The sequence below is a fragment of the Promicromonospora umidemergens genome (assembly GCF_024171995.1).
Taxonomy (GTDB): Bacteria; Actinomycetota; Actinomycetes; order Actinomycetales; family Cellulomonadaceae; genus Promicromonospora; species Promicromonospora umidemergens.
The window spans coordinates 265,781-279,442 of record NZ_JAMTCT010000002.1; the positions used below are offsets into that span (position 1 = coordinate 265,781).

Annotated in this window: 15 protein-coding genes; 6 read left to right on the plus strand and 9 right to left on the minus strand. The window is 69.4% G+C overall.

All coding sequences use genetic code 11. The annotated features are described in order from the left end of the window. Positions 1 to 13: 13 nt before the first annotated feature. The 3 genes from APR04_RS04745 to APR04_RS04755 are packed head-to-tail and all read left to right on the plus strand — an operon-like array spanning position 14 to position 2,763. Positions 14 to 778 carry a DeoR/GlpR family DNA-binding transcription regulator gene (locus APR04_RS04745; RefSeq protein ID WP_253868251.1) on the plus strand — a complete coding sequence of 255 codons (765 nt, stop codon included), beginning with the start codon at positions 14 to 16 and terminating at the stop codon, positions 776 to 778. A gap of 55 nt (positions 779 to 833) precedes the next feature. Continuing rightward, entirely contained in the window at positions 834 to 1,733 is a 900-nt protein-coding gene (gene dapA, locus APR04_RS04750; RefSeq protein WP_253868252.1) for a 4-hydroxy-tetrahydrodipicolinate synthase, read from the plus strand. A 31-nt stretch (positions 1,734 to 1,764) separates the two neighbouring features. After that, positions 1,765 to 2,763: an aldo/keto reductase gene (locus APR04_RS04755; protein ID WP_253868253.1), complete on the plus strand. Its 999-nt coding sequence runs from the start codon at positions 1,765 to 1,767 to the stop codon at positions 2,761 to 2,763. Positions 2,764 to 2,854: 91 nt separating this feature from the next. On the opposite strand, the gene APR04_RS04760 is transcribed toward APR04_RS04755, so the two are convergent. The 8 genes from APR04_RS04760 to APR04_RS04795 form a co-directional block, all read right to left on the minus strand. Beyond that, positions 2,855 to 3,457: a TetR/AcrR family transcriptional regulator gene (locus APR04_RS04760; RefSeq protein WP_253868254.1), complete on the minus strand. Its 603-nt coding sequence runs from the start codon at positions 3,455 to 3,457 to the stop codon at positions 2,855 to 2,857. Positions 3,458 to 3,619: 162 nt separating this feature from the next. Then, the gene (locus tag APR04_RS04765) at positions 3,620 to 4,486 is read right to left on the minus strand and encodes an alpha/beta fold hydrolase (protein WP_253868255.1); all 867 of its coding nucleotides are present in this window, start codon (positions 4,484 to 4,486) and stop codon (positions 3,620 to 3,622) included. A 57-nt stretch (positions 4,487 to 4,543) separates the two neighbouring features. After that, entirely contained in the window at positions 4,544 to 5,539 is a 996-nt protein-coding gene (locus APR04_RS04770) for an NADP-dependent oxidoreductase (protein ID WP_253868256.1), read from the minus strand. Between the two features lie 70 nt (positions 5,540 to 5,609). Next, positions 5,610 to 6,266, minus strand: a complete 657-nt coding sequence (locus APR04_RS04775) for an alpha/beta fold hydrolase (RefSeq protein ID WP_253868501.1) — start codon at positions 6,264 to 6,266, stop codon at positions 5,610 to 5,612. After that, complete coding sequence (locus tag APR04_RS30925; protein ID WP_253868512.1) at positions 6,179 to 6,460, minus strand: hypothetical protein; 282 nt, start codon at positions 6,458 to 6,460, stop codon at positions 6,179 to 6,181. The genes APR04_RS04775 and APR04_RS30925 overlap by 88 nt, the downstream gene beginning before the upstream one ends. Before the next feature lie 176 nt (positions 6,461 to 6,636). After that, positions 6,637 to 7,227 (minus strand): TetR/AcrR family transcriptional regulator, encoded by a 591-nt coding sequence (locus APR04_RS04785; protein WP_253868257.1) that lies wholly within the window; start codon positions 7,225 to 7,227, stop codon positions 6,637 to 6,639. 131 nt (positions 7,228 to 7,358) lie between these two features. Further along, positions 7,359 to 8,174: an oxidoreductase gene (locus tag APR04_RS04790; RefSeq protein WP_253868258.1), complete on the minus strand. Its 816-nt coding sequence runs from the start codon at positions 8,172 to 8,174 to the stop codon at positions 7,359 to 7,361. 182 nt (positions 8,175 to 8,356) lie between these two features. Next, entirely contained in the window at positions 8,357 to 8,977 is a 621-nt protein-coding gene (locus APR04_RS04795; protein WP_253868259.1) for a TetR family transcriptional regulator, read from the minus strand. 62 nt (positions 8,978 to 9,039) lie between these two features. Between APR04_RS04795 and APR04_RS04800 the strand changes: the two genes are divergently transcribed. Next, a complete protein-coding gene (locus APR04_RS04800) occupies positions 9,040 to 10,071 on the plus strand; it encodes an SDR family NAD(P)-dependent oxidoreductase (RefSeq protein WP_253868260.1) in 1,032 nt (343 codons plus the stop codon). Between the two features lie 18 nt (positions 10,072 to 10,089). Here the strand turns inward: APR04_RS04800 and APR04_RS04805 are convergent, their stop codons facing one another. Continuing rightward, positions 10,090 to 10,569, minus strand: a complete 480-nt coding sequence (locus APR04_RS04805; RefSeq protein ID WP_253868261.1) for a MarR family winged helix-turn-helix transcriptional regulator — start codon at positions 10,567 to 10,569, stop codon at positions 10,090 to 10,092. Between the two features lie 195 nt (positions 10,570 to 10,764). On the opposite strand from APR04_RS04805, the gene APR04_RS04810 reads away from it, so the two are divergent. After that, complete coding sequence (locus APR04_RS04810) at positions 10,765 to 12,570, plus strand: flavin-containing monooxygenase (protein ID WP_253868262.1); 1,806 nt, start codon at positions 10,765 to 10,767, stop codon at positions 12,568 to 12,570. Beyond that, positions 12,567 to 13,613, plus strand: coding sequence for an SMP-30/gluconolactonase/LRE family protein (locus APR04_RS04815; protein ID WP_253868263.1), 1,047 nt, complete (start codon positions 12,567 to 12,569; stop codon positions 13,611 to 13,613). Before APR04_RS04810 ends, APR04_RS04815 begins: the two co-directional genes overlap by 4 nt. Positions 13,614 to 13,662 lie beyond the last annotated feature (49 nt).

The following is a 13,662-nucleotide window of genomic DNA, read 5'->3' on the forward strand; positions in this document are numbered from 1 at the left end:
GAAGGAGAGCCGAATGAGGGCACCCCAACGGCGCGAAGAGATTGTCCGGATGGCTCGGAGCAACGGACTGGCCAGCGTCGAGCACCTCGCCGAGGTGTTCGGAGTCACCCAGTCAACGATCCGGCGTGACCTGTCGACGCTCGACAAGTCGAACCAGCTGGCCCGAACCTACGGTGGCGTGATCGCCGTCCGCTCACCGCACCACGAGGCGAGCCTTCAGGAACGAGCCTCCGAGTGCCACGGCGCCAAGGACGCGATCGGTCGATGGGCCGCCGGCCAGGTCGAGCCAGGACAGACAGTCCTGCTGGACGCTGGGACGACCACCGCGCGGGTCGCGGCGCATCTGCACGGCACGTCCCCGCTCACCGTGGTGACCAGCGGGCTGACGCCGTTCTTCGAGCTCGCCGACGACTCCGGGATGGAGCGCATCCTGCTGGGCGGCGAATACCGAGAGGTCTCCCAGAGCTTTGTCGGGCCGCTGACGGAGGCGGCGCTGGATCGCTGGTCGTTCGACCGGGCCTTTCTCGGCGCTGACGCCGTGACGGCCGAGCGCGGCATCTGCGAAGCCTCCCCCGTGCAGACCAGGCTCAAGGAGCTGATGGCCCGCGCCGGCGACCAGGTCTACGTCCTGGCCCACGCGGCCAAGCTCGGTGCTACGCCGTTCAACGCCTGGGTGCATCTGCCAGGGAAGTGGACTCTCGTCACGGATGCAGGAGCGACCGCGGAGCAGCTCGCGCCCTTCGAGAGCCGCGGCATCACAACGGTGCTGGCGGACTGATGGCAGGCACCGTCCCGATCAACCCACACACCAGCCCTAGAACCGAAGGTGACCGATGAAGAGCATTTCGATCCGAGGCATCATTCCCGCCCTGGTGACGCCGTTCCACGACGACGAATCCCTGAATCTCGAGCAGATGAAGCGCCACACCGTGCGTGCGATCGACGCCGGCGCGCACGGGGTCTTCTGCCTGGGCACCAACGGAGAGTTCTTCCAGATGACGGCAGACGAGCGTGTTGCCGTCCTCGAATCCGTCACGGAGGCCGCGGACGGACGCGTTCCGGTCTACGCGGGCGCGGGGGCGGTCGGCACGCGCGACACCATCACGCTCGCACGGAGACTCGCCGATGGTGGCGCGGACGTGCTGTCCGTGATCACGCCCTACTTCGCCTCCGCCTCGCAGGAAGAGCTCTACCGGCACTTCGCTGCCGTTGCGGAGAGCGTCGACGTGCCGATCCTGCTCTACAACATCCCCGCGCGGACGAACGTCAACCTGGACCCGTCGACGGTGGCCAGGCTGGCCGCGATCGAGAACATCGTCGGTATCAAGGACTCGTCGGGGAACTTCGACAACATCCTGCAGTACCTCGAGCTCACGGACCGAGACACGTTCGATGTCCTCTCGGGTACGGACTCGTTAATCCTGGCGAGCCTGCAGGCCGGCGGAGCCGGCGGCATCACCGCCATCGCGAACATCTACCCGCACACGATGGTGGAGATCTACGAAAAGTGGCAGGCAGGGGACCTGGATGCTGCACGGGCCGCGCAGGCGCGCATCCGCCCCATCCGCAACCTCTTTCGCCACGGTAATCCCAACACCATCGTCAAGGCAGCCACCAACGCCGCCGGCGAGCCGGTAGGCCCATGCCGGGCACCTTTCAACAACCTCGGCGAGCAAGCGCTCGCCGACATCGCGGCGACCATCGCCGCAGACCACGCCCGGGGCCTGCGATGAAACGGCCCGGAGACAAGGAGGCACCGCCGATATGACCGAGACCACTCGAGCCCAGATTCCGACCGTGCCGCTCGACGGCGTCACGACGCCGCTCACGCGGATCGTGCTGGGCACGATGTCCATGGGCGACACCGCAGATGCTGCCGCGTCCGAGGCGGTGTTCGAGGCGGCCATCGACGCCGGCATCACCGGAATCGACTGCGCGAACGGCTACGCCCGCGGAACGACCGAGTCCCTGATAGCTCCGTTGGTGCAGCGACACCGTGAGGCAATCGTGCTGTCGACGAAGGCGGGCATCCCCCACCCTGATGCGGGCGACGACGCGCCACTGTCCAGGGCCGGCCTCACCGCCAGTGTCGAAGGATCGCTGCGGCGCCTCGGCGTGGAGAGCATCGACCTGTTCTACCTGCACCAGCCGGACCGCAGCACGCCGGTCGCCGAGACCATGGAGACGATCGCCGACCTGCACGAGGCCGGCAAGATCAAGGCACTCGGCGTCTCCAACTACTCAGCATGGCAGACCCTCGAAGTCATCCAGGCCGCCAAGGAGCTCAACACCATAGCTCCCGTCGTCGGCCAGAACGTCTACAACCTCCTGGCCCGTCGGGTCGAGGACGAGTGGGTCGAGCTCGCAGAGACGTACGGGCTGCTCACCATGTGCTACAACCCCCTCGCCGGGGGCCTTCTCGCCCACGTGCCCCAGGAAGCGGGCACACCCACGCGCTTCTCGGCCGCCTCCAGCCTGGCCGAGATGTACAAGAAGCGTTATTGGACGCCCGAGCTCCTCGCCGCAGTCGCCGAGCTGGCCACCGTGGCCGCGGATGCCGGGCTCTCGATGTCGGAGCTCGCGCTGCGGTGGCTGGTCAGCCGGCCCGGAGCCGACGCCGTGCTGGTGGGCGGCGGCCGAACCGAGCACCTCGCCAGCAACCTCGAGTCGTTGCTGAAGGGCCCGCTTCCTCAGGACGTGCTCGCTGCCTGCCAAGAGATCAGTGACCCGCTCAAGGGCGTGATGCCGGCCTACAACCGCTGAGTCCCAAGATCTCGTCCGAGCCGCACGGCGGGGCCGTCGCTTGTCGCGACGGCCCCACGACCGTCAGAACATCGTGTTGGTGGTAGCGGCCTTACTCCGGCAGGATCGAGCGGACCTGGTCCTGGATCTCCCGCGCGATGTCCTCGACCGGTTTGGCAGCGTTGAAGGACGCGGCCATGCTGACGAACATGATCGCCGAGACGATACGTGCCCGCGCCGCGGCGTCCTGCGCGGTGGTGCTCCCGTCGCGCTGCAGGACGGCGGCGATCGCCTCCTCGGTCTGCACGGTCAGGCCCAGCGCCTCGCGGTGATGAGGTTCGGCGGGGTCACCGAAGACGATCTCGCGCAGGTAGGTGCGCCCGTTGTCGACCTGCTTGCGGTTGCACTCCACCACGGGGCCGACGATCGCCATCACCGCGTCGAGCGGGTCGGTGATGCTCTCGGCCGCCTGCTTTCCCTGGGCGAGTGCGTCGGCGTAGGTGGAGTTCTGCACGAGCAGCAGGAGCTCGCCCTTGGTCTTGGCGTAGAGGAACAGCGTGCCCGCCCCGATGTCGGCCTTGTCGGCGATCTCCTGGGTGGTGACCTCGTCGACGCCCCGCTCACCGAAGAGCTCGGTGGCGGCAGCCACGATCCGTTCGAGCTTTTCCTGCTTGTTCCGCTCGCGCCGTCCGACCGGCTTGGAGGCGAGTGGCATGGTTGCTGTCCTTCGTTGCTGATCGGGCTCGAGCTCGGCGCTCATTCTTCCACAGCGACCATGGGTGCCTGCCGTGGCTGGTCCGTACGCACCCACAGCAGGATCGAGGAGACGAACGGCTTCTTCGCCGACGTAGATCCTGCCTTCGTCCGGTCGTAGGTATCAGGCGCCGAGGAACTCGGCGACGACGGGTGCGAACTTCTCGTGGAACTGGAAGATGCCGCCGTGCCCGGAGTCCGGGTAGATGATCAGCTCGGAGCCCTCGATGCGGCGGTGCAGGTCCTCGGACAGGACCGAGGGCACCATCCGGTCGCTGTCGCCGTTGGCGATCAGGGTGGGCTGCGTGAGCCTCGACAGGTCGGAGGGTGCTGAGCGCCCGTACTTCTGGATCGCCTTGAGCTGCGTCCGGAACCCCTTGATCGAGATCTCCTGGTCGCGGTCGATCGTACGCTCCTTGAGGCGGTTGACGAACGCGCGGGCGGCGGGCTTGCCGGTGGCGGTGCGGTGGAAGAAGAGGAACTCCTTCGGGTCCCGCCGGGTCAGGGTCGCGCGCACGACGTCATACCAGGTGACGGCGACGACCTTGTCGATGTCCTTGCCGCCCCGGGGCCCGGTCCCGGTCAGGACGAGCTTGCGGACCAGCTCGGGGTGCTTGACCACGAAGTCCTGGGCGATGAAGCCGCCCAGGGAGAAGGAGAAGATGTCGATCGTGTCGAAGCCGAGGGCCTTGATGAAGGTGTAGGCGTCGTCGGCCATCGCCTCGACGCTGTCGGGGACGATGCCGGTGGAGGCGCCCACGCCCCGGTTGTCGAAGGTGATGACGTGACGGGTCTGCGCGATCGCGTCGACGATCCGGGGGTCCCAGTTGTCGAGCGTCGCGCCGAGGTGCACGAAGAAGACGACGGGGATCCCGCCCTTCGGCCCGAGTTCCCGGTAGGCGTAGGTGACGCCGCCCGCGTTGACGGTGCGGGCCGAAGCCAGCGCGTAGGACGTGACGACGGAATCGTTCGAGGTGTCGTTGGTGCTCATGACGTTCTCCTGTTTCTGGTCCTGCGACGGGTGAGAAAGGATGGTGAGAATGCCGGCTCAGGCCCTGGTGATGACGGCCTTGCCGCGGATGCCGCCCTTGCCCAGCGACTGCATGGCCTCCACGGTCTGGTCGAAGTCGAAGACCCGCCCGACGACGGGGCGCAGCACGCCCTTGTCGACAAGGGCGGTGATCTGGCGGAGCTGCTCGCCACTGGCGCGCATGAAGAGAAACTCGTAGGTCACCCCGAGCTTGCGCGCCCGCCGGCGGATCCTCCCGCTGAGCGCTGCCATCGCGAGGCGCAGCACCGGGTTCAGCCCGGCCTCCCGGGCGAACGCGGGGTCGGGCGGCCCGACGATCCCGATCGCCTTGCCCCCGGGGCGCAGCACCCGCAGGGACTTCTCGAGGTTCTCCCCACCGACGCTGTCCAGCACCAGGTCGTACCCGTCCAGGAGCTGTTCGAAGTCCTGGTTGCGGTAGTCGATGGCGGAGTCCGCGCCGAGCTCACGCACGAAGTCGATGTTGCCCGCGCTGACGGTCGTTGCGACCGTGGCGCCGAGGTGCTTGGCGAGCTGGATCGCGATGGTCCCGACGCCGCCCGCGCCTGCCTGGATCAGGACCCGCTGCCCGGGCTGCACGTTGCCCTTCTCGACGAGCGCCTGCCAGGCGGTCAGTGCGACCAGCGGGAGCGATCCCGCCTCCTCGAGGGTGACCGTCGCCGGCTTGAGAGCCACGTCGGCCTCGGGGACCGCGATGCGCTCCGCGAAGGCTCCGATGCGCTCGGTGCGGGGCTGGGCATACACCTGGTCCCCGATCGCGAACTCCCGGACCTTGGCGCCGACTCCGATCACCGTTCCGGCGACGTCGCTGCCCATGACCTGCGGCAGCTCGTACGAGAGGAACGCCTTGAACGCCCCCTGCCGGATCTTTTCGTCGACGACGTTCAGCCCGGCGGCCTGGACCTGGACGAGCACGTCGTGCTCACCGACCACGGGCTCGGGGACGTCCGCTTCCTGCAGCGGCTCCTTGTACTTGTTGATGACAAACGCGCGCATGGTGACTTTCCTTCTGGGTCCGATGGTGTGCTGTTGGCTTGTTCTGCTGACGGATGAGTGCCGGCGGGAGCTAGTGGCGGAGGAATTCGCGCGCGGCGGCGACGAACTCGCGGTGGTACTGGAAGACGGCGCCGTGACCGGAGTCCGGGTAGACCGTCACCGTCGCGCCGGGAAGAAGCCGGGCCAGCTCGGTGGCGTTCGCGGCCGGCACCAGGCGGTCGCTGTCGCCGTGGACGATGAGCGCCTGGCCGACGCCCGACGCCCACTCGACGGGTGCCTGCCGGCCCCAGCGGCGCAGCGCCGACAGCTGTGCGCGGTACGTTCCCAGGCTGACTGGCTTGTCGCGCCCCGTCGTGCGTTCCTTCAGCCGTGCGAGGTACAGGCGGGCGGCTGACCTGCCGGTGGCCGTCGAGGTGAAGAACAGTGGTGTCATCGGGTCGTCGAGCGTGAGCACGGCGCGGAGCCCCGTGGTGATCGCGGTGCGGGTGATGTCGGAGATGCCGGGGCCGCCGGCCGGTCCCGCGTTCGCGAGGACGAGCCGGTCGATCAGCCGCGGTGCCCGCGCGGCGACGGCCTGGGCGACGATCCCGCCGACCGCGAGGCCGAACATGTCCACCCGGTCGTGGCCGAGCGCCCGGATCAGGCCGACGATGTCGTCGGCCATCCCGTCGATCGAGTCGCGGACGCGTCCGGTGGAGCCGCCGACGCCGCGGTAGTCGACGGCGATGACGCGGTGATCTTGCGCGAGCCCGTCGACGATGCGCGGGCCCCGGCGTCGAGGTTCGCCCCCAGGTGTGTCAGCAGGACCAGCGGAAGACCGCTCTGCAGGCCGAGCTCCCGGTAGGCGAACGTGGCGCCCACCGCCGCGACCGTACGTGTCGGTGTCTCCACGTAGCTCTGCGCCGTTCCTTGCTGCGACATGTCGCTCCCCTGAGGTCTCGTCCGGCTCGGATCTCGCCCGCCTGGCGAAGCCGAGCATACTCAATCATGAGGTTACTCAGAAAGGTTGTCAAGAGGGGACCACATGGATCGCGAACGGCGCCGATCGTGCGCCGCGAGCGGGCGAAGCAGTGGAGTGCGCCTGCCAGCGGAGGTGGTTATGGTCGGAGCTCGGTGCCCACCAGGGCCAGGGCATTGCGGAGGCCCTGTTCCAGGAGGTGGTCGGAGAGCTGCCTGTCGGTCAGGGCGCGGGCGAGCTGTACCGTCCCGACCATCATGCCCAGCAGGCTGAGCGCCGTCACGCGGGACGCGAGCGGATCCTCCGGAGTCATGCGGGCGGCGAGGCCGTCGATGACGACCAGCACGCCGTCGGTGTACGCCTGCCTGGTCGTGTCACCGGAGCGCCCGATCTCGTCGAGAAGCGCGGCGTTCGGGCAGCCGTCGACGGGATTGTCCCGGTGGTCGGGCGACAGGTACCAGCGCACGAGCTGTTCGAGACCGGCTGCGCCGGGTCCCGTCTGCTCGACGATGTTCGAGTGCAGCAGGTCCAGCTCGTGGGCGATCGCCGTGTCGACGAGGTCGTCCTTGGACCCGAAGTGGGCGTAAAAGGCGCCGTTGGTCAGGCCTGCGTCCTTCATGAGGGTCGCAACTCCGGAGCCGTCGATGCCGCTCCGCTTGATCCGTCGACCGGCCGTCGCGATGATCCGCTGCCTCGTCTCCTGCTTGTGCTCTCTCGTGTACCGCGCCATGTGTTATGTCCTCCATCTTTGTCCGGCCGTGCGCTCCGGATACCGTCCTGACCAGGTCATTCAGAGCGTAAGGCCGGTTGACCCTGGCTCGTCGGAGGGTCTGGTTGGCCGGCAAGTGGTTGAAGAAGAAGTCAGCCCGGCATCCGGTTGAAGCTGCGGATGGTGCGGTCGAAGACCCGGGCCGGGGTGACGCGGTGCAGCGCGCTGATGGTTGCGGCGGTCCTGCCGGCGGTGCGCCGCAACTTGGGGTTGCGGTCGGTGGCGGCCGCGACGATCACCTTGGCGACGACGGCGGGGTCGTCGCCGTTGCTCGTGTTCTTCGCCAGCACCTCCTCGTAGTTGCGCCGTCCCGCCGCGTAGAGCGGCATCGGGGTGTCGGCCTGCACGCTGTGGGCCCCGAACGGGGTGTTGATCGGGCTGGGCTCGACGAGCAGGACCCGGACGCCGTACTCACGAACCTCGTGGTCCAGCGACTGGGCGTAGCCCTCGACCGCGTACTTGGTCGCTACGTAGAGCGCCATGAACGGGCTGGGGACGAACCCGCTGAGGGACGAGACGTTGATGATGCGGCCCTGCCGTTGCGCGCGCATGTGCGGCAGGACCTCCTTGGTCATCCGCATGACGCCGTAGACGTTGATGTCGAAGATGTCCCGCGTCTGGGCGTTCGAGAACTCCTCGGCCGCGCCCGTCGAGCCGACGCCGGCGTTGTTGACCAGGAGGTCGATGCGCCCGAACCGGTCGATCACCTGCTTGACCGCCGAAGCGACCGACTCGTCGCTGGTCACGTCGAGGTCCAGGTGGGTCACCCCGGCAGGCGCCGTGACACGTGCCGTGTCACGGCCGGTTCCGATCACCTCGAAACCCGCGGCGGAGAGTGCTATCGCTGCGGCCCTGCCGATGCCTGAGGTGGCGCCGGTCACGAGTGCGACCTGCTGTGCTGGTGTCATCACGGGCTCCTTGAGGTTTTATATTACGGTCATACGACCATAAGCCGCGGACACCCCCACGGCAAGACATGCTCAGAAATCAGATGATGGTCATACTCTGAACAGGTACCCACGGGTGGACCTGGCTGTTCGAGGATGAACGCCCTGACCAGCCAACGCGGATCACCCCTGGCTGACGACGCTCACGCCGGCGACGCCGGAACCCGCACCGCGATCCCCAGCAGCTCCCAGGCGCGCGTGGCCCTGCGCACCCGACCGGCCTGCCCCACCCCGGACAGCCCGCCGGTCACCATCGAGACGGCGAGCAGCAGGTCGTCCGGCGTCGTCCCGAGTGGAACCTCACCCGCCGTGAGCGCATCCTCCAGCCGGGTCCCCAGCACGACGGCGACCCGCTCACCCAGGGCGCCGAGACGCCCGTCGGGCGCTTCCGACCGGACCAGGTCCACGAAGCCGACCGAGTCGACCGCGTGCCGGGTGACCAGCCCGAGCAGGTCGGGCAGTCCGGCGCCCGGCTCCGCCGCGAGCTGCTCGACAGCGGCCACCTGCTCCTCGAAGACCGCCACCACGAGGTCCAGCCGCTCCGGGAAGTGCCGGTAGAGGCTGCCCTGCCCGACGCCGGCTCGCTTGGCGACAGCGCTCAGCGGTGCGCTGGTCCCCACGGACCCGAAGACCTCGCGGGCCGCCGCCAGCAGAGCCGCCCGGCTGCCCGCCGCGGCACGCGGTCCGAGGTTGGGCGCTCCCCCGCGACGCGCGGGGATGCGGGGAACGTCACCGCGTCGAGGGTCGCGAAGCACACCGGTCATGGTCCTATCCTAGGTACCGGACACCACTGTCCGGTACCTATGTCCCCGGCCGAGGAGCACCCATGGCACTGACCGTTCATTCCACCGTCGGCGAGTGGCTCGACCACCCCGTGGGCGGCCGGATCCTCGCCGGACTTCTCGCGCAGGGCGGCACCACGCCGGAGACCCTCTCCCCCGCTCGTGGCCTTCCGCTGGAGCAGCTCGTGGCCCTGTCAGGCGGCAAGCTCCCCGCCGAGGCGCTCGACGCGCTGACGGCCGCGTACCGAGCCGCGGCACCGGACGAGGCCGCAGAGGCGGACGCCGACAACGAGCAGCCGACCGGCTGGGTGGAGCAGATCACTCCCGGCCGCTTCGCAGGCCAGACCGTCATCGTGACCGGCGCCGCGGCCGGCATCGGCAGGGCCGTCGCGTCCCGGGTGGCCCGCGAGGGCGGCCGGGTCGTCGCCGCCGACCTCTCCGGGGACAAGCTCGGCGAGCTCGTCGCCGCGCTCACCGACCTCCCCGCCGGCGCCGAGGTCGTACCGGTCGCCGGTGACATCTCCGACCAGGCCGACGTCGCCCGCATCGTCCTGGCGGCGGGCGGCCGGATCGACGCGCTGGCCAACGTCGCCGGGATCATGGACGACATGTCGGCGATCCACGAGGTCGACGACGCCCTGTGGGAGCGCGTGCTGCGCGTGAACCTCGAGGGCACGATGCGACTCACCCGCGCCGTCGTCCCGCACATGCTGGAGGCGCGGGAAGGGCGCATCGTCAACGTCGCCTCCGAGGCAGGCCTGCGCGGCTCGGCCGCCGGCGTCGCCTACACCGCCTCCAAGCACGCGGTCGTCGGCCTGACCAGGTCGAGCGCCGTGATGTACGCGAAGCGCGGCATCCGGACCAACGCCGTGGCGCCGGGCGGCGTCGCAACGGGCATCCCCGTACCGGGCCAGGCGGAGTTCGGCGCCCCGGTCCTGCGACCCCACCAGGTCAACATCCTGAGCCTCGCGACGGCAGAGGAGCTCGCCGCCTCCATCACGTTCCTCCTGTCCAGGGACTCGGTGAACCTCAACGGGGCGGTCATCGCCTCGGACGGCGGCTGGTCAGCCGTCTGACGTCCTGGGCGCAGCCGTTCAGCCCTCGCCGGCCTTCCGGGCGTGCAGCCTGTCCAGCTCTGCGCGAACAGCGCTCATGCCCTGCGCCAGCGCCCGCAGGTCGTCGAGCGGGATCCGCACCAGGACGTCGTCGGCGAACTCCGGGCGCGCGGCGACCAGGCGCCGCATCGCGGAACGGCCGAGCTCGGTGGCGTGGATCCGGCGCACCCGCGCGTCGTGCGGGTCGGTCGAGCGTTCGACCATGTCCTGGGCCACGAGCCGGTCGAGCAGCCCGGACATCGAGGCCATGGAGACGCCGAACGACTCCGCGAGCCCGCTGCCCGTCATGCCCCCGTCGGTGGTGACCAGCATGGTGAGGACCTTGAGCTGCTGGATCGTGAGCTCCACCGTGAGCAACGGGTTCAGGAGGGTGGGCAGAGCGCCGGTCTCGAACGCGATGCTGAGGTTCCGGATCCGCGCAGCCAGCTGTGCGCGCTCGGCGTCGCCGGTCTCTGTCACGCCCCCACCGTAGTTCCTGGCGCGGCGTCCGGTCCTGTTCGTGCGCGGCCCACGTATTTACTTAGGGTCAGGTTAAGTTTATGGTGGGCGGACCAACCGATCCACAGGCGTCTCGGGCTGGCGGCTGTGGGAGCCCCGCGCGACACGAGCGCCCCTGGCACGCACCGGCCCGGACGCGCGAGCGAGGGGCCAGGCATGACGACTTCTTTCCAGGACGCCGCGACCACCGAGGAGCTGGACGTCGACGCGCTGCGCGCGAGGTACGCGGCGGAGCGGGACCGGCGCATCCGTCCGGACGGTGCCACCCAGTACCGGCGGGCCGCGGGCTCGTTCGGCTACTACGCCACGGACCCCTACACGCCGCGGGCCGAGCGGGATCCGCTGACCGACTCCGTCGAGGTGCTGGTCATCGGTGGCGGGTTCGGTGGCCTGGTCACCGGTGCGCGCCTGCGCGAGGCCGGCGTCGAGAACCTGCGGATGATGGACGAGGCCGGCGACTTCGGCGGTACCTGGTACTGGAACCGCTACCCCGGCATCCACTGCGACATCCAGTCCTACGTGTACATGCCGCTCCTGGAGGAGGTCGGGTCCGTGCCGGAGTGGCGCTACGCGCCGGGGGAAGAGATCCGGCAGCACGCCGTGGCGATCGCCAGGAAGTTCGACCTGTATCGGGACGCGGTGTTCCACACCAGGGTGACGACACTGGTCTGGGACGAGGCGGCAGCTCAGTGGGTCGTCCAGACCGACCGCGGCGACCGCATGCGCGCGCGGTTCGTGATCACGTCCTCCGGCACGCTCACGGAACCCAAGCTCCCTGGCATCCCCGGGATCGAGACGTTCCGCGGCCACACCTTCCACACGAGCCGGTGGGACTACGGCTATACCGAGGGCGACCAGTTCGGCGGGCTCACCGGGCTCGCCGACAAGCGGGTCGCCGTCGTCGGCACGGGCGCCACCGGCGTCCAGGTCATCCCGTTCGTCGCGCGCGACGCCGAGCACCTCTTCGTCTTCCAGCGCACGCCCTCATCCGTCGACGTGCGGGACAACCAGCCCACCGACCCGGCCTGGGCCGCGTCGCTGCGACCCGGCTGGCAGCAGGAACGCATGGACAACTTCCTGTCGGTCGTCTCCGGGGAACCCGTGGAGGAGGACCTCACGGGGGACGGCTGGACGTCGACCGCCCAGCTGCAGCGCAAGGTCATCAGCGGCGCCGTCGACCTGAGCGTGTCCGACGAGGAGCGGGAGCGGATCGACGAGCTCGTCGACCTCGCCAAGATGAACGAGATCCGCGCCCGGGTCGACCAGGTGGTCACCGACCCCGCGACCGCCGAGCTGCTCAAGCCCTGGTACCGCTACATGTGCAAGCGCCCGACCTTCAGCGACGTCTACCTGCCGACGTTCAACCGGCCGAACGTCACGCTGGTGGACACCGCGGACCTCGGCGGGATCACCCGGATGACCGAGACCTCGGTGGTCGTCGGGGACGTCGAGCACGAGGTCGACTGCGTCATCTTCGCCACCGGGTTCGAGGTTGGTGTCTCCGGCGTGATGTCCGGCACCATGCCAGTACGCGGCAGGGGCGGCCGCATGCTCCTGGACGCCTGGAGCCGCGGGCCCAGGACGCTGCACGGGTTCTACAGCAACGGCTTCCCGAACCTCTTCCACCTCGGTGCGGTGCAGAACGCGAACTCGGTGAACTTCGTGCACGTCCTGCAGGAGCAGGCAGAGCACATCGCCGCCGTCATCGCCGAGAGCCGTGCGGTCGGTGCCCGCTACGTCGAGCCGTCGGAGCGGGCCGAGTCCGACTGGGCGCGGACCATCCAGGACACCGCCCACGACCACAGCACGTTCCAGGCGGAGTGCACTCCCGGCTACTACAACCGGGAGGGCGCGGGCGTCGGCGGCAGCTTCTCCTACGGTCCCGGGCCCGTCGCGTTCCACCGCTTGCTGCGGGAATGGCGCGCGCACGAGCTGAACGACGTCCTGGTGACGGCGCAGTGACCGGCCACCGGTCCGGGTCCGCGCGCACGTCGGCCCTCCGGGCGCTCCCTGCGCTGGTGGGAGTCGGCCTGCTGCTCGGGTGCGCCGCGCCCGGCACGGCGGACGACGCCGGCGGGCGGCCCCACGAACCGGCGCCGGAGCGCACCGCGGAGCGCGTGCTCCAGGTGACCTCTGTCCACGAGTCGACGGGGATGACGCTGCTGGAGGGACCGACCTTCGGGCCGGACGGCAACCTGTACGTCGTCGACGTGACCGCCCCGGCCGGCGAGCCCAAGGTGCTGCGGGTCGACGTCGCGGAGCGTGCCGTCACCCCCGTCCTCACGGACGATGACAGCGCATACACGTCTGCACAGTTCAGCCCGCACGACGGCCGGCTGTACCTCACCGACTTCGTCAGCGGCGGGATCGATACCGTCACCGCCGACGGCGAGGACCCGCGGACCTTCTTCTCCGGGGACGTCGACGGCCTGCCCATGCGGCCGGACGACGTGGCGTTCGACGAGTCCGGCAACCTCTACGTCACCGATACGACCGGCTACGCCGACCCGTCCTGGGAGCCGAAGGGCCGCATCGTACGGATCGATCGGGAGACGGCCGAACCGACGGTTCTCGCGCGCGATCTGCCAGCGCCCAACGGCATCTCGTTCAGCCCGGACTTCGCGAGCCTCTGGGTGAGCCACAACACCGGCAACCGGGTCGACTATCTGGGCCTCGACGACGACGGGACCGAGGTGACCACTGCCTACCCCGCTATCTACTTCAGCGGAGGGAAGAGCCAGGTCGACTCGACCGCCGTCGATGCCGCCGGGAACCTCTACCAGGGAGTTCACGGACAGGCGAAGGTCTTCGTCTACAGCCCGACCGGCGAGCTGCTCACCACGGTCTCCCTGCCGCACCGGACGAAGGGCCTGACCTCGGCGACCAACGTCGCGATCAGACCCGGTACCACCGACGCCTTCATGACGGTCAGCGGTTCGGCCGGCGGGTTCGTCTACGAGTTCGACGCGCTCGCCACCGGGATCCGCCAGTCCAACGGCGGGTGAACCGCGAGGAGCAGCGTGAGGGCGCAAAAGGCCGCGGACCCGTTCGTGT

Coding starts and splice junctions, on each gene's coding strand:
- APR04_RS04745 (WP_253868251.1), top strand. CDS start 14: ATGAGGGCACCCCAACGGCGCGAAGAGATTGTCCGGATGGCTCGGAGC.
- dapA (WP_253868252.1), top strand. CDS start 834: ATGAAGAGCATTTCGATCCGAGGCATCATTCCCGCCCTGGTGACGCCG.
- APR04_RS04755 (WP_253868253.1), top strand. CDS start 1,765: ATGACCGAGACCACTCGAGCCCAGATTCCGACCGTGCCGCTCGACGGC.
- APR04_RS04760 (WP_253868254.1), bottom strand. CDS start 3,457: ATGCCACTCGCCTCCAAGCCGGTCGGACGGCGCGAGCGGAACAAGCAG.
- APR04_RS04765 (WP_253868255.1), bottom strand. CDS start 4,486: ATGAGCACCAACGACACCTCGAACGATTCCGTCGTCACGTCCTACGCG.
- APR04_RS04770 (WP_253868256.1), bottom strand. CDS start 5,539: ATGCGCGCGTTTGTCATCAACAAGTACAAGGAGCCGCTGCAGGAAGCG.
- APR04_RS30925 (WP_253868512.1), bottom strand. CDS start 6,460: ATGTCGCAGCAAGGAACGGCGCAGAGCTACGTGGAGACACCGACACGT.
- APR04_RS04785 (WP_253868257.1), bottom strand. CDS start 7,227: ATGGCGCGGTACACGAGAGAGCACAAGCAGGAGACGAGGCAGCGGATC.
- APR04_RS04790 (WP_253868258.1), bottom strand. CDS start 8,174: ATGACACCAGCACAGCAGGTCGCACTCGTGACCGGCGCCACCTCAGGC.
- APR04_RS04795 (WP_253868259.1), bottom strand. CDS start 8,977: ATGACCGGTGTGCTTCGCGACCCTCGACGCGGTGACGTTCCCCGCATC.
- APR04_RS04800 (WP_253868260.1), top strand. CDS start 9,040: ATGGCACTGACCGTTCATTCCACCGTCGGCGAGTGGCTCGACCACCCC.
- APR04_RS04810 (WP_253868262.1), top strand. CDS start 10,765: ATGACGACTTCTTTCCAGGACGCCGCGACCACCGAGGAGCTGGACGTC.